This is a genomic window from Pseudomonas putida, assembly GCF_022627325.1.
In the GTDB taxonomy this organism is placed as follows: Bacteria; Pseudomonadota; Gammaproteobacteria; order Pseudomonadales; family Pseudomonadaceae; genus Aquipseudomonas; species Aquipseudomonas putida_X.
Window position 1 is genome coordinate 20571 of sequence record NZ_JAETZZ010000019.1, and the last position, 20749, is coordinate 41319.

Genomic DNA, 20749 nt, shown 5'->3' on the forward strand with positions numbered 1-20749 from the left:
CAGGGGCAGTTTCGCTGCCCCTGCCGGTGCAGCTCAGCAATCCTTGAACTGAGCCTCACGCTTGGCAATGAACGCCGCCATCCCTTCCTTCTGGTCTTCAGTGGCAAATGCGGCATGAAACACACGGCGCTCGAAACGCACACCTTCGCTCAGCGTGACTTCAAAGGCCCGGTTGACGCTTTCCTTGACCATCATGCTCACCGGTATCGACTTGCCAGCAATGGTTGCAGCCACCTTCAATGCCTCCTCGACCAGTTCGGCCTGTGGCACCACGCGCGCAACCAGGCCTGCCCGCTCCGCCTCCTCAGCCCCCATCAGGCGCCCCGTCAGGCACAGCTCCATGGCCTTGGCCTTGCCCACGGCACGGGTCAGGCGCTGGGTACCGCCCATGCCCGGCAGTACGCCCAGGTTGATTTCCGGCTGCCCGAACTTTGCATTGTCGCCAGCCAGGATGAAGTCGCACATCATCGCCAGCTCACAACCACCGCCCAACGCAAAACCCGACACCGCAGCGATAATCGGCTTGCGGCGGTTGGCAATGCGGTCGGCATCGCTGAACAGGTCATCGACGTAGATCTGCGGGTATTTGAGCTCGGCCATTTCCTTGATATCGGCGCCGGCGGCAAAGGCTTTGGCCGAACCCGTCAGCACCACGCAGCCGATATTCGGGTCACGTTCGAGCTGGTCCAGGGCCTGGTTGATCTCACTGACGATCTGCGCGTTGAGCGCATTGAGCGCCTGGGGCCGGTTAAGGGTAATCAGGCCGACTTTACCGTGAATATCCAACAGGATGGTTTCAAATGCCATGCAGACTGCTCCTTCAAAGATTGCGCGCAATGACCATGCGCTGAATGTCGCTGGTGCCTTCGTAGATCTGGCAAACCCGCACATCGCGGTAGATCCGCTCCAGCGGGAAGTCACTCAGATAGCCATAACCGCCCAGGGTCTGCAAGGCATCCGAACAGACCTTTTCGGCCATTTCCGAGGCAAACAGCTTGGCCATCGACGCTTCCACCAGCGCCGGGCGCCCGGCATCACGTAGCGCGGCGGCGTGCAGCACCATCTGCCGCGCCACGGCAATTTTCGTCGCCATGTCGGCCAGGCGGAAGGCCACGGCCTGGTGCTCGATCAGCGCCTTGCCGAAGCTTTGCCGCTCCTTGGCGTAGTCACGCGCCACTTCGAACGCTGCACGGGCCATGCCCACGGCCTGCGAGGCAATACCGATGCGCCCGCCTTCAAGGTTGGCCAGAGCGATCTTGTAGCCCTCGCCCTCAGCGCCCAGGCGGTTGGCCACCGGCACGTGCACGTTGTCGAAGACGATCTGGCAGGTGTCGGAGGCGTGCTGGCCGAGCTTGTCCTCGACCCGCGCTACCTGATAGCCCGGTGAATCGGTGGGCACGATGAAGGCGCTGATCCCGCGCTTGCCGGCCTCTGGGTCAGTCACGGCAAACACGATCACCACCCCGGCGTTCTGCCCGGAGGTGATGAACTGCTTGCTGCCATTGAGCACATAATGGTCACCCTCCAGGCGCGCACGGGCCTTCAGGCTGCTCGCATCGGAGCCAGCCTGAGGCTCGGTGAGGGCAAAGGCACCCAGCATCGCGCCAGTTGCCAGGGGGGTGAGAAACTGCGCCTTCTGCTGCTCGCTGCCAAAACGCAGGATCGGTACACACCCGACCGAGTTGTGCACGCTCATGATGGTCGAGCAGGCACCATCACCCGCGGCGATTTCTTCCAAGGCCATGGCGTAGGCCACGTAACCGGTGTCACTGCCACCCCATTGCTCCGGGACCAGCATGCCGAACAGGCCCAGCTCGGCCATCTCCTCGATGGCCTCCTTGGGGAAGCGGTGTTCCTGGTCCCACTGCGCGGCAAAGGGTTTCAGCCGCTGCTGGGCAAAAGCGCGTACTGCATCGGCGATCTGTTGTTGCTCGTCAGTTACCAGCATGGTTCACCTCAGTACAGGCATTCGACGGCCATGGCCGTGGCCTCGCCGCCGCCAATGCAGATGGCCGCCACGCCGCGGCGCAGGTTGTTCTGGCGAAGGGCCGACAGCAAGGTCACCAGGATGCGTGCGCCGGAAGCACCGATCGGGTGGCCAAGGGCGCAGGCGCCGCCGTGGATGTTGACCTTGTCGTGCGGCAGGTCAAGGTGTTTCATGGCCGCCAGCGTGACCACAGCGAAGGCCTCGTTGATCTCGAACAGGTCGACGTCGGCCAGGTTCCAACCGGTGCGTTTCATCAACCTGTCGATGGCCCCGATCGGCGCAGTCGGGAATAGCGCCGGGGTGTCTGCGAAGGCGGCGTGGCCGTGGATGACTGCCAGGGCTTTGAGGCCGCGCTTGTCGGCTTCGGAGCGGCGCATCAGGACCAGGGCCGCAGCACCATCGGAGATCGAACTGGCGTTGGCGGCGGTCACCGTCCCCCCTTCACGGAAGGCAGGCTTGAGCTGCGGGATCTTGTCCAGGCGCGCCTTGGGCGGCTGCTCGTCGTCCTTGATGACGCGCTTTTCCTTGCCCTCGCTGACTTCCACCGGGACGATCTCGGCGGTAAAGCGGCCGCTGCGGATCGCGTCCTGGGCACGGGTAAGCGAGGCAATGGCGAACTGGTCCTGGGCTTCACGGCTCAAGCCAGTGGCCTGGGCGCAGTCTTCGGCGAAGGTGCCCATCAGGCGGCCCTTGTCATAGGCGTCTTCCAGGCCGTCCATGAACATGTGGTCGATGATCCTGCCGTGGCCCATGCGGTAGCCGCCACGGGCTTTGTCCAGCAGATACGGGGCGTTGCTCATGCTCTCCATGCCGCCCGCCACCACCACGTCCGCGGTCCCGGCCAACAGCAGGTCATGGGCCATGATCGCGGCCTGCATGCCCGAGCCGCACATTTTGTTGAGGGTGGTGCAGGTGGTGTGCTTGTCCAGCCCGGCACCCAGTGCAGCCTGGCGCGCAGGGGCCTGGCCCAGGCCGGCCGGCAGTACGCAGCCAAACAGCACTTGCTCGACACTGGCGGCATCGATGCCGGCACGTTCCACGGCACCACGAATGGCCGCGCTGCCCAGCTGGGGCGCGGTCAGGCTTTTCAGATCGCCCTGCAGGCCGCCCATGGGCGTGCGCACGGCGCTGACGATAACGATCGGATCATTGGCGAGGGTCATGTTCACGCTCCTTACTTGGCAGCCATGCGCAGTGCACCGTCGAGGCGGATCACCTCGCCGTTGAGCATGCTGTTCTCGATGATGTGACGGGCCAGCGCCGCGTATTCCTGCGGGCGGCCCAGGCGCGGTGGGAACGGCACACCGGCAGCCAGCGAAGCACGTACCTCTTCGGTCATGCCAGCCATCATCGGCGTTTCGAAGATGCCCGGGGCGATGGTCATCACACGGATGCCAAAGCGTGCCAGTTCGCGAGCGGCCGGCAAGGTGAGGCTGGCAATGGCGCCCTTGGAGGCAGCGTAGGCAGCCTGACCGATCTGGCCGTCGTAGGCAGCGATGGAGGCGGTGTTGATGATCACCCCACGCTCGCCCGCCTCATCGGCGACCCCTTCGGCCATGGCTGCAGCGGCCAGGCGCAGCAAATTGAAGCTGCCGATCAGGTTGACGTTGATGACCTTGGCGAAGCTGGCAAGGCCATGCGGGCCCTGTTTGCCCAGCACCTTCTCGGCGCCGACGATGCCGGCGCAATTGACCAGGCCATGCAAGCTGCCAAAGGCACTGACGGCTGCATCGACGGCCGCCTGGGCAGCCTGCTCGTCGCTGATGTCGGCCACGGCGAAGCGGGCGTTGTCACCCAGTTCACGGGCCTTGGCCTCGACGGCCTGAGCGTTGAGGTCGACCAGCATGACCTTGGCGCCGGCCTCGACCAGCATCTGCGCAGTGGCAGCACCCAGCCCGGAGGCGGCGCCGCTGACAATGAAGTGTTTAGTGGCTATCTGCATGATCGGTTTCCTTTCAGGCGCTGGCAGGGGTGGCCTGTTGCGCGTGTTGTTTGGCGACTTCCTGGTTGCGCAGGATGAAGCGTTGCAGCTTGCCGCTCGGGGTCTTGGGCAGCTCGCTGACGAATTCGATTTCGCGGGGGTAGGCATGGGCATACAGGCGCTGGCGCACATGCTGACGCAGCGCTTCTTCCAGTTCGGCGCAACCGACGACGCCCTGGGCCAGCACCACGAAAGCCTTGATCAGCTCGGTCCGTTCCGGGTCCGGCTTGCCGATGACGGCGGCCTCGACCACCGCGGGGTGCTCGATCAACGCGCTTTCGACGTCGAACGGCCCGACGCGATAGCCGGAGGTGGTAATCACATCATCGCTGCGGCCAACGAAGCTGATGCTGCCATCCGCGTTGAGCTCGACGGTGTCACCACTGAGGTAGTACTTGCCGATGAACGCTTTGGTCGGCAGCCCGTGGTAGCCACCGAACCAGCAAAGTGGCGATTGCTCGCGGTCGACGGCAAGGATGCCCGGCTGGCCGACCGGCAGTTCTTCACCCTGCTCGTCCAGCACCACAATGCGATGGCCGGGGACGGCGAAGCCGGCAGACCCCAGGTGCACGGGGTGTGAAAGGCCGTGGTGGTTGCACAGCACCATGCCCAGTTCGGTCTGGCCGTAATGGTCGTGGATGGTCACGCCCAGCTCATTGGCGAACCAGCGGATCACTTCGGGGTTGAGCGGCTCACCGGCACTGCTGACTGCGCGCAGGCGGCCCTTGACGGGCGCCGAGAAAGCACTGCCGGCCGCAATCAGCATGCGGTACGCAGTGGGCGAGCCTGCCAGATTGGTGATACCGAGCTTGTCGATCACCCGCGCGCAGCTTTCGACGCTGAACGGGCCATCGTAGAACGTGGTGGCATGGCCCAGCGACAACGGGCCGGTAACCGCGTAATACAGGCCATAGGCCCAACCCGGGTCGGCCAGGTTCCAGAAGTTGTCTTCGCTGCGCAGGTCGATGGCGTCGCGCATGTAGCCCTGAAACGCGACAATGGCACGCAGCGGCACCTCCAGCGGTTTCGCCGGGCCGGTGGTGCCTGAGGTGAACATCAGCAAGAACGGATCGTTACCTGAGCGCATTACCGGTTCGCAGTCGCTCGGGGCGCCTGCCAGACACTGCTGGTAGTCCAGCTCGCCGGCGCGGGCATTGACCGTGATGATGGTCGGGCAGGCCTGCACCTCGTCCAGCTTGCCACGGTTGAGGCTGTCGGTAACGACTACGCGGGCATGCGACTGCTCAAGGCGGTGCTCGATAGCCTTGGGGCCGAACGCAGTGAACAGAGGCTGGTACACAGCGCCAAGGCGCCAGGTGGCGAGGATGGTGACAAGAAGCTCGGGAGTACGTGGCATCAGCCCAGCCACCCGGTCACCGGGGCCCACGCCGTGGGTTCTGAGCACATTGGCAAAACGCGCAGACTGCGCCTTGAGCTGGTCGAAACTGAACCGCGCCGTGTTGCCATCGCGGTCTTCGTGAATCAGCGCCAGCTTGCCATTACCGGCATGGCGGTCACAGCATTCGACACAGGCATTGAGGGCTTGGAGGTCGCCATGCAGCGCCGCGGCAGCAGCCTGGCCATGGTCGAACGCACGAGCAGCCTCGATGTAATCGCGCATCGTCGGACTCCTGGTTTCTTGTTTTTGGTGTTAACCATCGGTCCGACGATGTTCGCGCCGCTCAAGCAAGGCGGCAATGGCCAAAGCTGTCAATCTGGATGACTGGTTTGGCCGCCTTGGACGTCAGCCGTCTCCACGGCCCAGCCCATGCAAGTAAGACTCGGTCAAGCCTGCCAGCAGCCGTTCTGAATCGCGCTGTTCTTGGTCGTCCAGATCAGCGAGCTGCAAACGCAGCTGATCGGCCGGGATGGGTGGCCGGACAACACGCCAGTTTGCCCTGCGCTGCAGATAGTCGGCATTGAGCGCTTCGAACAGGGGCCGGTGCTGTTCACGAAGGCAGGTTTGCCAGAACAGTCGGCTCAACAGGCTTTGGCTCAGCGCCTCGATCGTTTCACTGGCGAGCACAGCGGCAAGCACGTCATTGACTTGCTCATCGCTCACCCCGGCGGAGTCCGGGTAGCGCATCGCGCGTGGTTGGCCCGGCAAATCAAGGCGCTCGCGCAAACGCACCCGGTATGCCAACGACACGGCTGAACGCCCCACGTGTTCACCCTCGGCGCCCAGGCGCATGATCGCCCGGCTGGCCTGCTGCCATACCAGGTCAAGCCGAAATAGTTGCCGGCCGAATGCCATCAATCGTCCCCGCTGCGTCGGGTCTCGCGCATCGGTCTCAGCCTGGGCCAGCAAGACCCTCACATGAATATCACTGAAAATGTCACGGACCATATCCGTGCACGAAACCGGTTGGCTGGCCACTTCAAAAACGCGTATGCGCAACGCCGGGTTGCTCTCGACCGCCTGCAACGCGGCCCATACATCCCGCGCAAGCGCATCCCGGCCGCCATCAGCAATGGCCGGGGCATAATCAGCCGTATGCTCCAGCCATGCCAGAATACGGAAGAAGCTCGCGCTGCCCGGTTCGGCCGCAAGGCCGTCCCACAGCAACCCGCGCGCTGCTCGATCGTTGTCGGCGACATGCCCCAGCCACAAGGCTCGGGCACGGGGCAAGTCGACCCTTGCCATCGACTCTGGCAAATGGCCGTGTTCCTCGATGGGGTCCAGCACGTACAGCCGTTGCAATTGCGCCCGCCTTAGCGGGTTCCGGTCGACGACCAGCCCCCGGCGCCAGGCATGAGGCATTGCCAGCAACGCCTCCGGCGGTTCGCGCAACTGGTTGTCGCTCAGGTCGCAGTGCACCAACTGGCCGCACAGCTCGAGCCGGGTCGGCCAGGCTCCCAGCCGGCAGTGGCGCAGGTTCAGATGAGTCATTGCCGAGAAATGGTTGAAGTCCAGATAAAGGTGCTCCAGCCGGTTGTAGCTCAGGTCAAGATGGGACAAGGCAGTCATTGCCTGCAGCACACCGACGGTCTGCGCGTTGAAGCGGATCTGGTTATGCGCCAGGCGCAAGCGCTGTAGTTGCGGCAGGTAAGCGATGCCGAGCGGGATGTTGCGCAGCCGGTTGAAACTCATGTCAAGCTCGGTCAGCGCAGTAAATGGGCGCAAGAAGTCCACTGGCACCAGATCGACCGCCGAGTTTTGCAGACTCAGGCGGGTTACACGGTGGAAATCGATGACACCCGGTAGGTCCGGCAAACTGTTGAGCAACATGCCGCTCAGGGACAAGTTCTGGCCTGTTGCTGTACCCGCATCGTCGTAAATCCAGTCCCCCTGCAAACGCCAAGCCCGCAGAATGGCGTCGGCCACTCGCCGCCGGAGTACCCGTCGCCGTGCGTCCAGTTGAGCACTGCTCCATCGGTTGAGGTGGCGAACCAACTGATCATGGTCATCCTCAAGCTCGACGAGGCGTTCATAGGCCGGCCGCTGCCCGCTTGCAAGAAGCGCTTGCTCCTGATCCAGTTGCGCCTCATCCAGCCCGGGGTAAAGCTGACGCAAACGCTCTCGAATGCGCGCTGGGAACGAACGGCTGTCGCCCTCGGCCCGGCCACTGAGCGGATAGCCAACACGCCCGTCCGGCAAGCGTCGTCCTGGGTTGAACCACTGAGCCTGAGCCGGCCATTGCAAGAGCTCAGCCACCTCGCGGTGCGTGGCAGGAAGCCTGGCCAGCAGTCGCTGGCGTAGCTGTGGACCGGCGTCGGCCTGGGCCATACCCAAGGCCGCGCGATGCTCAGGCGCCAACACCGCGGCAAGCATTTCATACAGGCTCGCCGAGTTGCCAGGGCCGAACGGCAACCCGCGCCCCAAGCCATCGTAAAGGTGGAACTGCCCGTCTTTACGCACCACGATCCTGCGCACGAAAGGGTCAACAGCGGTGCCAACGGCCTTTAGCAGCCGCCCGTGCGGGCCGGTATCACGCAACTCGATGCTCAGCGCCTCGCAACTCACGCCTGCGTTGTTTTCCATCTCGCCCTGAAGCAGGGTGAGCGCCAGTTGGCCAGTGTCGTTGCAATAGCTGGCGGGCAGGTAAAGCCCCTCGAGCGTACGATTCAACCTGGCCAAGCGCAGAAGGGAGCGGGCTTTGTTCGCCAGCCCCAGCGTCACGTGCCCAGCTGACGTCGCCATGAAGCGTTCACCCTCGCTGGCCTGGGTGGCCAGTGCCTGCGCATAGGCTTGCGGCAAACCGGCGAAGTCACGCTTTATCAAGGGCAGCAGGGCGTCGTCGACAGCCGGTGGCGTGCTCAGTTGTTCGAGAAGAGGCCCCTGCAGCGCAGCGCGCTGACGCAACAGGACATCGATGTCGGTACTGGCGGAACGGGCCTGGCACCACTCCAGCAATGCATTGTCCTGTGTGGCCAGCGAGTAGCTGGCCAGGCGCGTGAAGAACGACTCGATACGTGCATGGGCCTCGAAGCGCCGCAACGTCTCACGCAGGTTTACAGGCGCCGGCCGGTTTTCGACCAGCACGCCCCGCAACTCCTCGGCATCCATACCGGCAACCCGCAGCACTTGCGCCGCCTGCTGTGCATCAATGACCGGATGCTGCGGCCACAGGGTATCGAGCATCCAGCGCACGTCGCTCCAGCATTGCGGCTGGTCGCGCAGCAGTCGCCAGCCGCGCTCGCCGTTGTGCAGCACCGTTGGCCCGTACGCCTTGTCCACGCCAGGATGACGCAAGCGGTATGGGGCTTCAGGCTCACTGCGCTGTACTTCATAGTAACGCTGGCCCCTGCGCATCCAGCGCCTGTTGCCATCGCCATAGAGGCCATCGTCACGCAGGGCAATGGTGCCGGGGTTGGACGCGTAGGCGGTGATGTCATCGGAACACAACAGGCCACGCCGCCCCCCCACGTTCACAGGCTGCAAGCCATCGACAAAGCTGCTGCGCAGAAAACTCACGGCGGCGGCGGTCACCCCTGTGGCAGCCACTGTCTCGGCGACCCCCAGCATGTGTTCCAGAGCCTCGTGCTGATGCCCCCGGACCCAGTCCTCGACGCCCTCGAAGACTTCGCCAAGCGTCTGCGCCACCAGTTGGCCCAGCAGCAGCGCGCCGACGACAGGGATGAACAGCCCAGCCAGGTTGAACAAGTCAAGGCCGGCAGCATGCCAGGCCGCATGGCGAGCGCGGGCGGCAGCCGTATCAGCGTCTGCTGTGGGTACCAGTAACAGCCTGGCATCGTCCTTGACTCGCTGCAGCTGTTGCGCGGCCAGCGCGGCGAACAGGTCGCCAGGCGCAGTAGCGCCCTTGAGCGCCAGATCGGGCCTTGCATCCCTGAGGCGTCCGCTGAGCACACCTGCGACGCTTGCCCGATGCCGCAAGCTGATGAGCTGAAGGAAATAGTCCCGGTAGGCCTTCTCTTGCAAGGCTGCAACCATCGCAGTGTTCATCGCCTCGGTGGAATCGAAGCGGCGAAGGGCCTGCACCGGATCACTGGGCAGGTAAACGACCACACCCCGATCATTGCCCACACCGTCGCGCAAGCGAATGAACAGCCCGTCAGCCACGCGTTGGCCCAACATCTCCAGCAAGCCGGGGTAACCGTGCAGACCCGTGTCGGGATGGGCACCACCCCCCTCAACCATCTTGCGCAAGGCTTGCTGCACCTGCTCGTCGATATCACCCTTGAGCGTCGCGACCTGCGCAGCCAGTGCCAGGCCCGAACGTTTGTCCTGGGCAAGAATGTCTTGGGTGGTGGCACTGAAAATACGCTGCAGCTCGGTCTGGTAGAGCTGGCCCACATCCAGCGCACGGCACGTCTCAACCAGTTGCTCGGGCGTGCCGGTCAACAGAGTGTCCCGCCCAGGGGGTACGAGCCCGGTACCCTGAAAAAACGATTCGTCAGGGCCGAAGTTGCTCATCAGCCTGAGCAATCCATTCTGCCGAGCCGCCGAGTAACGGTAAGTCTGCTGGAATGTTCCGGGCAATGTGCCGATGCGCGGCGATACCTGCAGCCACTCCAGCCCTGCCAGGGTCATGCCTGCAGGCAGCGGCTTGATCAGCACTGCGGACAGGTGTTTTTCGGCGAACTGCTGCAGAGGCTCGAGGGTCAACGTGAGCCCGCGCAGACGGGCCTGGCTGGCGTGGTGGGCGTTGAGGCTGGCGCGCAGGGCGGCGATCTGAGGCTGGCTGGCCCGTTTGAGCCAGCCGGGTAGCCTGGCAGCGATGAAGGCATCGGTTGCTTGTTCATGGCGGGTAACAGGGTTCGAGGCGATGGAAGTCATGGGTGTGCCGGGAGCGAAAGATGGGGCTGGCATGCTCGCCAACCGGCACTGGGCAAGGCATGAGGAAATACCACCGTAGCCACCGCCTGAGGTCGCAGTGGCGCCCTTTCAGCCTGCCGCGCCCCGAGCCAGGATCAGCGCACGGTAATGCCCGGGATTGCACCCGAACCACTTGCGAAACGCCTTGTAGAACGAACTGCCGTCGGCAAACCCAAGGCGCTCGGCGATTTCCCCCATGGGCGCTTCGGCCTGGCTCAACCAGGCGATGGCCAGCTCACGCCGGACGCTGTCCTTGAGTACCTGGTAGCTCTGCCCCTCCTCCGCCAGTCGACGGCGCAAGGTTGACGGCGACAGGCACAAATCTCGTGCCAGGCCGTCGGCATCCGGCCAATGGGACGGGTCCAGTTGCAGCAGGTCGCTGCGGATGCGCCACGCCAGGCTGGCCGGATCACGGTACTTGACCAGGATGTTGCCAGGCGCTTCGGCCAGAAAGCGCTGCAGGTCCTCGGGGCTGCGGCGCAGTGGCACGTCAAGGCAATCGGCACTGATGATCATGCGGGTGCGCGGCCGCTCGAACTGCAGGTTCTGCGAGAACATCACCCGGTAATCGTCGCAGTACGGCGGCTCGGCACAGCGCAGCTCGATGGCCAGGATGGCAATGCGTCGCCCGGCCAGCCAGCAGGCCACGCCATGCACGATCATCCAGAAGGTGAAATAGGTGAACGCCCGCCGTGGGAGGTCGCGCGGCTCATTGATGACAATCTCGGCCAGGCCCTGCTGACGCACCAGGCTCGGCTGCAGGTCCTCGAGCATCAGCGAAAGAAACGCCAGCGCGGTTTCCAGCCCCTCGCCCAAGGTTGGCTGGGCCATGCTCGCCCGGCACAGGAACGCCAGGCTGCCGCTGCGCAGGCCGCGCGGGTCCATGGCAAAGAATTCATCGTTGCAGCGCCGCGCCAGCAACCGCCAGAGCCGGGCATAGGCCTGGGCACTGACCCGTGCATCCGGGGCCTGCAACTGCCCGGCGTCGATACCGGCACGGGCCAGCAGCGCCGCATCCGGCTCACCCGCCGGGCAGGTCTGCAACAAGGCCTCACGCACCAGTTGCATGGAAATGGTGTCTTTCTCGCTCATCTGCAGTCCATCAGGTTATGCCGGCATCTGGGCCCGGCTCAAAGGCTGGCCGCCAGGCCCAGGAATGCCTGGATCAAGCGTAACTCACGGCGCCGCTCCAGGCAGCCAACCATGTGCTGGTTGACCAGGCCCTGCCCGCCTAACGGTCGCGCCACCACCCGGGGGTCGTTGGCCACTTCGGTAGACGACACCACGCCGATGCCCAGTTGCGATGCCACTGCCTCGGTGACCGCCTCACGGCTGTCCAGCTCCAGCTGCACCCGGGGCTGCACGCCAGCTGTAGCGCAGGCCTTGTCGAAGGTGCGCCGGGTAGTGGAGCTGGGTTCGCGCAGCACCATGATCTGCTGGTGCAGCTCGGCCAAGGCCAGGTCACCCTCGCCCCCAGCCCAGGCATGCCCTGCTGGCAGCAACGCACACAACCGGGATTGGCACAGGCTCTGAAGATACAGGCCCTTGCGTGGCTCGATCTCTGTCAGCACCGCCACATCGGCATGCTCGGACAACAGGGCAGCCAGCGTCTCCTGAGCGTTACCCAGGCGCAGATTGACCGTGATGCCGGGGTAGCGCTCGCGTAACTGCGCCAGCATGGGCATGACCCGGTGCGGGCCATCGGCAGCCACCTCCAGGCGCCCGGTCAGCAGTTGCCGGTTGGCTTCGAGCATGGCCTGTGCCTCTTCAGCCAGGCCGAACATGGCCCGGGTGATGGCCGCCAGCCGCGTGCCCTCCTCGGTCAACTCCACGCGTCGCGCCGTGCGCCGCAGCAAGGTGATCTGGTAGTGCTCCTCCAGAGCCTTGACGTGCCCGGTCACTGCCGGCTGGCTGATGAACAGGCGCTCGGCAGCACGGGTAAAGCTGCCCTCACGGGCCACTGCATCGAAGGCACGCAGCTGAAACAGGTTCATATTTATCGGCCTGACTTATAGCTGGGATAACAACAAACAATTTGATTGATGGAAGCGCGAATTGCAACCTAGGCCTCGTAGTTTCAGCCCACCGCTTGCGAGGAATAACGGAATGAGCAACGCCCCTATTCTGCTGACCCCAGGTCCCCTGACCACATCACTGCGCACCCGCCAAGCGATGCTGGTGGACTGGGGCTCCTGGGACCGCGACTTCAATCAGCTGACTGCCAGCGTCTGCGAGCAACTGCTGGCAATCATCGACGGCGCCGCCAGCCACCACTGCGTGCCCCTGCAAGGCAGTGGCACCTTTGCCGTGGAAGCGGCGATCGGCACCCTGGTGCCACGTGATGGCAAGGTCCTGGTGCTGATCAATGGGGCTTATGGCCAGCGCCTGGCGAAGATCTGCAACGTGCTGGGCCGCACCTACAGCACCTTCGAGACCGCCGAAGACCAACCGACCACCGCCGCCGATGTCGACCGCCTGCTGGCTGCCGACCCCGCCGTGACCCATGTGGCATTGATCCATTGCGAAACCAGCACCGGTATCCTCAACCCGCTGCCCGAGATCGCCCAGGTGATCCAACGCCACGGCAAGCGCCTGATCATCGATGCCATGAGCTCGTTCGGCGCGCTGCCCATCGATGCCCGCGAAATCCCTTTCGAAGCGCTGATCGCCGCCTCCGGCAAGTGCCTGGAAGGCGTACCTGGCATGGGCTTCGTCTTCGCCGAAAAAGCCGCCCTGGCCGCTGCCGAGGGCAATGCCCATTCGCTGGCCATGGACCTGCACGACCAGCACGCCTACATGGCCAAGACCGGCCAATGGCGGTTTACCCCGCCCACTCATGTGGTCGCGGCCCTCCACGAAGCCCTGCAGCAATACAACGAGGAAGGCGGCCTGCCGGCGCGCCACCGACGCTACGCCGACAACTGCAAGACCCTGCTCGACGGCATGGCTGCCATCGGCCTGCGCAGCTTCCTGCCCGCCGACATCCAGGCGCCGATCATCGTCACGTTCCACGCACCGAACGATGCCCGCTACCAGTTCAAGGACTTCTACGAGCGGGTCAAAGCCAAGGGCTTCATCCTCTACCCGGGCAAGCTGACCCAGGTCGAAACCTTCCGCGTCGGCTGCATCGGCGTGGTCGGTGCCGATGGCATGCAGGCCGCCGTGAATGCCGTGGCCGACGTGCTGCGGGAAATGGAAGTGCTGGACATCTGACCCTTTGCCCACCCCAATTCAGGAATTAGCGCACATGAACTACAACAACCCCACCCAGCTGCAAGCCGCGATCCTCGACTGGGCCGGCACCGTGGTCGATTTCGGCTCGTTCGCCCCCACACAGATCTTTGTCGAAGCCTTTGCCGAGTTCGACGTGCAGGTGTCCATCGAGGAAGCGCGCGGCCCCATGGGCATGGGCAAGTGGGACCACATTCGCACGCTGTGTGACGTGCCGGAAATTGCCGAGCGCTATCGCAACGTGTTCGGCCGCACGCCGACCGACGATGACGTCACCGCCATCTATAACCGCTTCATGCCGCTGCAGATCGAGAAGATCGCCGTGCATTCGGCGCTGATCCCCGGCGCTCTGGACACCCTCACCGGCCTGCGCCAGGACGGCTTGAAAATCGGCTCCTGCTCGGGCTACCCGAAAGTGGTGATGGACAAGGTCGTCGAACTGGCGGCACGCAACGGTTATGTCGCCGACCATGTGGTGGCCACCGACGAAACCCCCAATGGCCGCCCCTGGCCGGCACAGGCACTGGCCAATGTGATTGCCTTGGGCATTGATGATGTGGCGGCCTGCGTCAAGGTCGACGACACCGTACCGGGCATCCTCGAAGGCCGCCGTGCCGGCATGTGGACCGTGGCACTGGTGTGCTCGGGCAACGCGCTTGGGCTGACCTGGGAAGGGTACCAGGCGCTGAGCGCCGAGAAGCTGGAAAGTGAACGCAAGCGAATTCATGCGCTGTTCGCAGCGTCACGCCCGCACTACCTGATCGATACCATCAATGACCTGCCCGAGGTGGTCGCCGATATCAACCGGCGGTTGGCCAAGGGGGAGATGCCGCAGACGTTCTGACCGGTGTTCGTTGCTGCTTTCGTCGGCGCCCCGGCTCCCATGACGGCCCCGCTGTTTCATCAACGATGGGGTATCTGTGAGAGCCGGCGTGCTGGCGACAGGGCCGGCTCAGACTGCCCTGTTCACCTTCACCCAAGAGGCAAACTTGTCGATGAAGCCCTGCAGGAAGGGTCGGGTCTTGTCATTGAGCTTGCCACTGTCCTCGAAGAGGCTGGCCGCCCCACCGATATAAGCTTCGGGCATCTGCATGCAGGGCATGTCGAGAAACACCAGCGACTGCCGCACGGCATGGTTGGCGCCGAACCCACCAATAGCCCCGGGCGACACGCTCACCACTGCCGCAGGTTTGCCACTCCAGGCGCTTTGCCCATAGGGACGCGAACCCACATCGATGGCGTTTTTCAGGCAGCCCGGTACGGAGCGGTTGTACTCCGGAGTGACGAACAGCACCGCGTCGCTGTGCCGGATCTCATCGCGAAAGCGCTTCCACGGCTCAGGCACACCCGCAGCCTCGACATCTTCGTTGTACATGGGCAGATCGCCGATTTCGACGATTTTCAGGGCGAGACTGGACGGTGCCAGCTCTGAAAGGGCACGGGCCACCTTGCGGTTGTACGATTCCTTGCGCAAGCTGCCGACGACGACCGCTACCGAATACACCTGGCTCATGGCGATTTTCAACCTTTGCTGGGGTAAGAGACGTTGTAGTTATAGATGACCATCGCTTGGCGCTAAGGTTTTTTTCCTCCGGCAGAAAACTTCCAGGTACCATCCACGGTCTATTCCTGCAGACATTTCCCACGTAATTCAGAGGTTTTCACCTAAATGGCAGCAGTAATGGTCGGCCAATTCCACGCCCGTGACGCCGAAGGCCGTATCTACCCCGTGCACGAGTTCCAAGAGTCCACCCTGCAGGCCGACGGCAGCGCACTGGGCGCGCCGGTTACCACCTATCGCCTGGCCATCGGCGATCGCGTCAACCACTTGGGTGAAGACCGCTTTGAACTGGTCCAGACGGGCGTCGAGATCATTCGCATTCCTTGACGCAATCGACCGTATAACTTCCGGACTCATTCTGCAGGCCGTGAACATCGGCGACGAAACCGGGAAAATCGCTGTTGAAGGCCCGGGCAAACGCCAGGTAGTCGAGGATCGGGCGGGTCGCTTCGGTGAACCGTTCCCCCGGCATGATCAGGGGTATGCCTGGAGGGTATGGCACCAGCATGACTGCCGAAACGCGGCCGAGCAATGCCTCGATCGGCACCGCTTCCACCTCACCGCGCACCATATGGTCGTAGGCTTGGGCCGGGCTGAGGGCGACTTCCGGCAAGCGTCCGAACAAGCCTTTGAGCTGCTTGGCCGTGGCATTGACCCGATAGCATTCATGCAGCTGGTGGCACAGGTCGCGCAGCCCGAGGCCGTGGTAGCGTGCCGTGTCGACTGCAACGATGCTCGGCAGGCACTGGCTTAGCGGGGTATTGCCATCGTGATGGCGTTTGAACTCCAGCAACTCGGTCAGCAGTGTGCTCCACTTGCCCTTGGTGATGCCCATCGAGAACAGCACCAGGAAGCTGTAAAGGCCGGTTTTCTCCACCACCAACCCGCGTTCCCATAGAAACTTGCTGACCACTGCCGCCGGGATGCCCTGCTCGTCCAACACACCGTCGGCTCGCAACCCCGGCATCACCAAGGTGACCTTCAGCGGGTCGAGCAGCACATAATCGCCCGCCAGTTCGCCAAAGCCATGCCACTGCGCGCCGGGTTGCAGCAGCCAGTCCTGCGCCGCGAGCTGGTCGATACCCTCAGCCCCCGGCGGCTGCCAGATGCTGAACCACCAATCGGGGGCAGGCATATGTGCATGCAAGTTGGCCAGGGCGCGACGAAAGCTCAGTGCCTCGTCAAACATCTCTTGCAGCAGCGAGCGCCCTGCAGGCCCCTCCATCATGGTCGAAGCCACATCCAGAGAAGCGAGGATGCTGTATTGCGGTGAGGTGGAGATATGCATCATGAAGGCTTCATTGAAGCGATCACGGTCCAGCTGGCGCTGGGCGCCGTCCTGCACATGGATCATCGACGCCTGGCTGAAGGCAGCCAGCAGTTTGTGCGTGGAGTGCGTGCTGAACACCAACGGGCTGCCCTCGGTGCAGGCCGTACCCATCGCATAGCGCCCGGTGAAGAACTCATGGAACGCGGCGTAGGCGAACCAGGCTTCATCGAAGTGCAGCACCTCGGCGTTGCTACCCAGAGCCTGCTTGATCAGCCCGGCGTGGTAGCACAGCCCGTCATAGGTTGAATTGGTCACCACCGCCAGTTTGATGCGTGGTTTGCGCCCTTTGGCCAAAGGGTTGGCGCGCACCTTGGCCTGGATCGACTCAGCGCTGAATTCGCTGAGCGGGATCGGCCCGATGATGCCAAGCTCATTGCGCTCCGGGGACAGGTAAATGGGAATGGCGCCCGTCATGATGATGGCGTGGACCACCGACTTGTGGCAGTTACGGTCGACCAGCACCAGGTCATCACGGCCGACCATGGCATGCCAGACGATCTTGTTGGCAGTGGAGGTGCCATTGATCACGAAGAAGGTATGGTCGGCGCGAAAATTGCGCGCCGCCCTGGCTTCGGCCGCTGCCAAAGGCCCCGTGTGATCGAGCAGGGAGCCCAGTTCCGGCACCGAGACAGACAAGTCCGAACGCAGGGTATTTTCGCCGAAGAATTGATGGAAGGCTTGGCCCACCGGGCTTTTGCGATAGGCCACGCCACCGCCATGGCCGGGCGTGTGCCAGGAATAATTGGACTGCGCAGTGTGCTGTACCAGGGCCTTGAAGAACGGCGGCAGCAAGCCGTCGAGGTAGTTGTGGGCAGCACGTGCTACCTGGCGGGCGAGGAACGGCACGGTGTCCTCGAACAGGTAAAGAATGCCGCGCAGCTGGTTGAGCTCGCTCATCGCTTCAGCGGGAGCGTTCTCCAAGGTGACCTGTTCGCCCAGGGCGAAGATTGGCAGGTCAGGCGCACGCTGGCGGGCCAGGCGGATCAATTCGGCCATGTTCTGCAGCAGGTGGGTATTTTCACCAACGCCTTCGGCGGCGATCAGCATGCAGGCCAACCCATGATGAGTGGCAGCGACCAGGCGCGCTTCGGCATTGTCTGCGGCGGCAAGAATGGCGAAGCCGTCCTGGCGCAGTTCCTCGGCAATCCCCCGCACGCGCTCGCCGGCAACGCTGTCGGCCTTGATGGCGCGGTGGACGATGAGGATGGGGAACTTGAGGTCCTTGTACATCAGGCTGCTACCTCCGAAGGACAGAGCGTCTTTCACAGGGTAGTAGAGCCTGGTGTTGTCAGTGCGTCCTGTCGCGGGCACGCCGTTTCCTGTACGGGCCTGCAGTTCAGTAAAGAGCCTGTGGGCTTACCGGCGACAAGGCCATGGCAGGCCGAGCATCAACCGGCAGGCGTTTCGGTCAATGCCTGCCACATCGACGGCCCGCCCGCCGATTTGGCGATCGCCGCCAACCGCTCTGCATGCGCCTCCAACTCCTCGGCACTGGCCATGATCACCCGCCCAGGCGCACGCCCGGTGATCCGGCGGATCTCGCTGCCACCACTGCCCTGCCCTTCAGCGTCACCGTCAGCCCCATTGCCAGCCAGCGAAAGGCTGGTCTGGCCCCCGGTCATCGCCAGGTAGACGTCAGCCAACAACTCCGAGTCAAGCAACGCGCCGTGCAGTTCACGGCCGGAGTTGTCGATGTCGTAACGCTTGCACAGCGCGTCAAGGCTGTTGCGCTGCCCCGGGTGCCGGGCCCGGGCCAGCAACAGGGTGTCGAGGATGGTGCAATGCTGCGAGATGTCGGCACGGTCACGCTGGCCGAGCAGGGCGAACTCGTTATTGATGAAACCGACGTCGAACGCGGCGTTATGGATGACCAGCGTGGCACCCTGAATGAATTCGAAGAACTCCTCGGCTACATCGCCGAAGCGCGGCTTGCCGACCAAAAAAGCGTCGGTGATGCCGTGGACATTGATCGCGCCCTCGTCACTCTCGCGATCCGGTTGCAGATAGACGTGGAAGTGGCGACCGGTCAGGCGCCGGCCAATGACCTCGACGCAGCCGATCTCGATGATCCGGTGGCCTTCACTGACCGGCATGCCGGTGGTTTCGGTATCGAGAATGACCAGGCGTTTATCTTGCTGCTGCTCCACGCGGGGCGCTCCAACTTGCATCAGTTACAAAGCCGAGGATTGTACCCCAGCTCAACGTTTGGCGCGCACCTCGTCGACGCCACGGTTGGCCAACTGGTCAGCGCGCTCGTTGCCGGGGTGGCCGATGTGCCCGCGCACCCACTTCCAGGTGACCTTGTGGCGGTTGACCTGCTCGTCGAGCTGCTGCCACAGGTCGGCGTTCTTCACGGGCTCTTTCGCGGCCGTCTTCCAGCCGCGCTTCTTCCAGTTGACCATCCACTCGTTGATGCCCTTCATCACGTACTGCGAGTCGGTGGTCAACACCACCTCGCATTCGCGCTTGAGCGCCATCAAGCCCTGGATCGCGGCCATCAGTTCCATGCGGTTGTTGGTGGTTTCGCGCTCGCCGCCCCACAGCTCCTTTTCGACGCCCTTGTAGATCAACAGGACGCCCCAGCCACCAGGGCCAGGGTTGCCCTTGCAGGCACCATCGGTATACAACTCGACGCTATCGCTCATGTACCACTCATGTTCAGTGCTTTTCGGTATCCGGGCTGACCGCGGTGCGGTTGACCTTGGCCAGGGGCAAAGGCAGCAGCTTGCCCATCGGCTCGCGGCGCTCCTGGCGCAGCGGCCTCAGGCCGACCACCATCTTGCGCGCTACCAGCAGGTAAACCCCGCCACCGGAGCTCTGCCAACCGCCCGCCACCCGTTCCCAGCCCGCCAGGCGTTGTTGCCAAGCCGGTGAGGCAAGCGGCGGACGATAGCACCCGAAGCGGCGTTTCTCCAGCGCGAAGCCCAGCAGGTTGAGCCAGTCACCCACCCGTGACGGCGAGATGCAGCGGGCCTTGCGCAGCGCGCCATGGCTGAAGAAGTGGCGTATGCCCCAGCTGCTCCAGGGGTTGATGCCGACGATCAGCAGATGCCCACCGGGGCGTACGGCACTGGCGGCCTCGCGCAGCAAACCATGGGGCGACAGGCAGAAGTCCAGGCCGTGTTGCAGCACCACCACGTCGGCGGCGTGCTCGCTCAAGGGCCAGGCCTGCTCTTCACAGACGATCTCCACCCCCGGCAACGGCGCGCCCAGGCGCACGTTGCGCTGGACCTGAGGGGCGCTGGGCGGGGCCTCGGCGCAGGGGCCATAATGCACCAGGTAACCACCGAAGAAGCGCCCGAGCTCTTCCTCCAGCAATTTTTCCTCTTCTTTGAGCATCAGCTGGCCGAGCGGGCCGTGGAACCAGTCACGGGCCAGGCTGATCAGCTCGACCCAGGCCGGGTCGGCCTGGGCAAAGGGTTGGTCGGTCATTTGCGCTCTCCCTCGAAGGTTCTCGCACCGCGCCATCGCGGCTAAGATGCCCTCATGTGCCACGCTTGGCGATACGGATCCACACCATGATACAGATCGATGCGCTCCCCGCTTTCTCCGACAACTACATCTGGTTGTTACAGGATACTGCCAAACGCCGCTGCGCGGTGGTCGATCCTGGCGATGCCGGACCGGTGCAGGCCTGGCTGGCCGCCCATCCTGACTGGCTGCTGGAGGATATCCTGGTCACCCACCACCACAATGACCACGTCGGCGGAGTCGAGCAGCTGAAAGCGCTGACCGGAGCGCGCGTCTGCGGCCCCGCCAACGAGCGCATCCCGTGCCGCGACCTTGCATTGGACGAGGGTGACAAGGTGACCGTGCTGGGCGTGACCTTCCAGGTCCTGGCAGTGCCGGGGCATACGCTGGGCCATATTGCCTTCTTCAGCGACCAGCCCGCGACGCCGGTGCTGTTCAGCGGCGACACGCTGTTCGCCGCCGGCTGCGGGCGGATGTTCGAGGGCACGCCGGAGCAGATGCAGCCCGCCCTCGCCAGGTTGGCCGCGCTGCCGGAGCGTACCGAGGTGTACTGCGCCCACGAGTACACCCTGAGCAACTTGCGCTTCGCCAAGGCTGTCGAGCCGCAAAATCCGCACGTTCTGCAGCGTTTCGATGATGTTACCCGGCTGCGGGCCGACAATCGCATCACATTGCCATCAACCATCGGCCTGGAACGGCTGACCAACCCGTTTTTACGTACCGCTGAAACATTAGTTAAACAAAAAGCTGACGAATGGAAGGGACATTCAAACACCACGCATGTCGCTGTTTTTGCTGCCTTGAGGTCTTGGAAGGACACCTTCTGATAACCTGAAGATATATCGCAACATGCGCTGCAAGGTTGACCCGGCGGGATGCGGTTTCTAGAATCGCCGAAATTTTTTGCCCGG

Annotated in this window: 17 protein-coding genes; 4 read left to right on the forward strand and 13 right to left on the reverse strand. The window is 63.7% G+C overall.

Translation table 11 applies throughout. From position 1 onward, the window contains the following. Positions 1–33: 33 nt before the first annotated feature. The 8 genes from JNA92_RS23895 to JNA92_RS23930 form a co-directional block, all read right to left on the reverse strand. Complete coding sequence (locus tag JNA92_RS23895; RefSeq protein WP_241806998.1) at positions 34–807, reverse strand: enoyl-CoA hydratase; 774 nt, start codon at positions 805–807, stop codon at positions 34–36. 13 nt (positions 808–820) lie between these two features. Next, on the reverse strand, positions 821–1948 hold the full coding sequence (locus JNA92_RS23900; protein WP_241806999.1) for an acyl-CoA dehydrogenase: 1128 nt from the start codon (positions 1946–1948) through the stop codon (positions 821–823). An 8-nt stretch (positions 1949–1956) separates the two neighbouring features. Continuing rightward, positions 1957–3150 (reverse strand): acetyl-CoA C-acyltransferase, encoded by a 1194-nt coding sequence (locus JNA92_RS23905; RefSeq protein ID WP_241807000.1) that lies wholly within the window; start codon positions 3148–3150, stop codon positions 1957–1959. An 11-nt stretch (positions 3151–3161) separates the two neighbouring features. Beyond that, the gene (locus JNA92_RS23910) at positions 3162–3929 is read right to left on the reverse strand and encodes an SDR family NAD(P)-dependent oxidoreductase (protein WP_241807001.1); all 768 of its coding nucleotides are present in this window, start codon (positions 3927–3929) and stop codon (positions 3162–3164) included. Positions 3930–3942: 13 nt separating this feature from the next. Further along, a complete protein-coding gene (locus tag JNA92_RS23915; RefSeq protein WP_241807002.1) occupies positions 3943–5589 on the reverse strand; it encodes an AMP-binding protein in 1647 nt (548 codons plus the stop codon). A 123-nt stretch (positions 5590–5712) separates the two neighbouring features. After that, on the reverse strand, positions 5713–10206 hold the full coding sequence (locus JNA92_RS23920) for an NEL-type E3 ubiquitin ligase domain-containing protein (RefSeq protein ID WP_241807003.1): 4494 nt from the start codon (positions 10204–10206) through the stop codon (positions 5713–5715). Between the two features lie 108 nt (positions 10207–10314). Continuing rightward, complete coding sequence (locus tag JNA92_RS23925; RefSeq protein WP_241807004.1) at positions 10315–11337, reverse strand: AraC family transcriptional regulator; 1023 nt, start codon at positions 11335–11337, stop codon at positions 10315–10317. Between the two features lie 38 nt (positions 11338–11375). After that, positions 11376–12239: a LysR substrate-binding domain-containing protein gene (locus JNA92_RS23930; protein ID WP_241807005.1), complete on the reverse strand. Its 864-nt coding sequence runs from the start codon at positions 12237–12239 to the stop codon at positions 11376–11378. A gap of 112 nt (positions 12240–12351) precedes the next feature. On the opposite strand from JNA92_RS23930, the gene JNA92_RS23935 reads away from it, so the two are divergent. Together JNA92_RS23935 and phnX are read left to right on the forward strand one after the other, a co-directional pair. Beyond that, the gene (locus JNA92_RS23935; RefSeq protein ID WP_241807006.1) at positions 12352–13458 is read left to right on the forward strand and encodes a 2-aminoethylphosphonate--pyruvate transaminase; all 1107 of its coding nucleotides are present in this window, start codon (positions 12352–12354) and stop codon (positions 13456–13458) included. A gap of 34 nt (positions 13459–13492) precedes the next feature. Continuing rightward, positions 13493–14320: a phosphonoacetaldehyde hydrolase gene (phnX, locus tag JNA92_RS23940; RefSeq protein ID WP_241807007.1), complete on the forward strand. Its 828-nt coding sequence runs from the start codon at positions 13493–13495 to the stop codon at positions 14318–14320. Positions 14321–14428: 108 nt separating this feature from the next. Here the strand turns inward: phnX and JNA92_RS23945 are convergent, their stop codons facing one another. Next, on the reverse strand, positions 14429–14989 hold the full coding sequence (locus tag JNA92_RS23945; protein ID WP_241807008.1) for an NADPH-dependent FMN reductase: 561 nt from the start codon (positions 14987–14989) through the stop codon (positions 14429–14431). Positions 14990–15145: 156 nt separating this feature from the next. Between JNA92_RS23945 and JNA92_RS23950 the strand changes: the two genes are divergently transcribed. Next, on the forward strand, positions 15146–15364 hold the full coding sequence (locus tag JNA92_RS23950) for a hypothetical protein (RefSeq protein ID WP_241807009.1): 219 nt from the start codon (positions 15146–15148) through the stop codon (positions 15362–15364). On the opposite strand, the gene JNA92_RS23955 is transcribed toward JNA92_RS23950, so the two are convergent. The 4 genes from JNA92_RS23955 to JNA92_RS23970 form a co-directional block, all read right to left on the reverse strand. Beyond that, a complete protein-coding gene (locus tag JNA92_RS23955) occupies positions 15348–17597 on the reverse strand; it encodes an Orn/Lys/Arg decarboxylase N-terminal domain-containing protein (RefSeq protein WP_241807010.1) in 2250 nt (749 codons plus the stop codon). The genes JNA92_RS23950 and JNA92_RS23955 overlap by 17 nt on opposite strands. Before the next feature lie 158 nt (positions 17598–17755). Then, a complete protein-coding gene (gene dnaQ, locus JNA92_RS23960; protein ID WP_241807011.1) occupies positions 17756–18514 on the reverse strand; it encodes a DNA polymerase III subunit epsilon in 759 nt (252 codons plus the stop codon). Between the two features lie 51 nt (positions 18515–18565). Then, a complete protein-coding gene (gene rnhA / locus JNA92_RS23965; RefSeq protein ID WP_012315304.1) occupies positions 18566–19012 on the reverse strand; it encodes a ribonuclease HI in 447 nt (148 codons plus the stop codon). 13 nt (positions 19013–19025) lie between these two features. Next, positions 19026–19799, reverse strand: a complete 774-nt coding sequence (locus JNA92_RS23970) for a class I SAM-dependent methyltransferase (protein WP_241807012.1) — start codon at positions 19797–19799, stop codon at positions 19026–19028. An 86-nt stretch (positions 19800–19885) separates the two neighbouring features. Between JNA92_RS23970 and gloB the strand changes: the two genes are divergently transcribed. Further along, complete coding sequence (gene gloB / locus JNA92_RS23975; protein WP_241807013.1) at positions 19886–20665, forward strand: hydroxyacylglutathione hydrolase; 780 nt, start codon at positions 19886–19888, stop codon at positions 20663–20665. Positions 20666–20749 lie beyond the last annotated feature (84 nt).

Excerpts from the sequence above, each read along its gene's own strand:
- rnhA (WP_012315304.1), bottom strand. The coding sequence starts at position 19,012 with ATGAGCGATAGCGTCGAGTTGTATACCGATGGTGCCTGCAAGGGCAAC.
- JNA92_RS23910 (WP_241807001.1), bottom strand. The coding sequence starts at position 3,929 with ATGCAGATAGCCACTAAACACTTCATTGTCAGCGGCGCCGCCTCCGGG.
- gloB (WP_241807013.1), top strand. The coding sequence starts at position 19,886 with ATGATACAGATCGATGCGCTCCCCGCTTTCTCCGACAACTACATCTGG.
- JNA92_RS23930 (WP_241807005.1), bottom strand. The coding sequence starts at position 12,239 with ATGAACCTGTTTCAGCTGCGTGCCTTCGATGCAGTGGCCCGTGAGGGC.
- JNA92_RS23920 (WP_241807003.1), bottom strand. The coding sequence starts at position 10,206 with ATGACTTCCATCGCCTCGAACCCTGTTACCCGCCATGAACAAGCAACC.
- JNA92_RS23915 (WP_241807002.1), bottom strand. The coding sequence starts at position 5,589 with ATGCGCGATTACATCGAGGCTGCTCGTGCGTTCGACCATGGCCAGGCT.
- JNA92_RS23935 (WP_241807006.1), top strand. The coding sequence starts at position 12,352 with ATGAGCAACGCCCCTATTCTGCTGACCCCAGGTCCCCTGACCACATCA.
- phnX (WP_241807007.1), top strand. The coding sequence starts at position 13,493 with ATGAACTACAACAACCCCACCCAGCTGCAAGCCGCGATCCTCGACTGG.
- JNA92_RS23895 (WP_241806998.1), bottom strand. The coding sequence starts at position 807 with ATGGCATTTGAAACCATCCTGTTGGATATTCACGGTAAAGTCGGCCTG.
- JNA92_RS23950 (WP_241807009.1), top strand. The coding sequence starts at position 15,146 with ATGGCAGCAGTAATGGTCGGCCAATTCCACGCCCGTGACGCCGAAGGC.
- JNA92_RS23955 (WP_241807010.1), bottom strand. The coding sequence starts at position 17,597 with ATGTACAAGGACCTCAAGTTCCCCATCCTCATCGTCCACCGCGCCATC.
- JNA92_RS23925 (WP_241807004.1), bottom strand. The coding sequence starts at position 11,337 with ATGAGCGAGAAAGACACCATTTCCATGCAACTGGTGCGTGAGGCCTTG.
- JNA92_RS23905 (WP_241807000.1), bottom strand. The coding sequence starts at position 3,150 with ATGACCCTCGCCAATGATCCGATCGTTATCGTCAGCGCCGTGCGCACG.
- JNA92_RS23945 (WP_241807008.1), bottom strand. The coding sequence starts at position 14,989 with ATGAGCCAGGTGTATTCGGTAGCGGTCGTCGTCGGCAGCTTGCGCAAG.
- JNA92_RS23970 (WP_241807012.1), bottom strand. The coding sequence starts at position 19,799 with ATGACCGACCAACCCTTTGCCCAGGCCGACCCGGCCTGGGTCGAGCTG.
- JNA92_RS23900 (WP_241806999.1), bottom strand. The coding sequence starts at position 1,948 with ATGCTGGTAACTGACGAGCAACAACAGATCGCCGATGCAGTACGCGCT.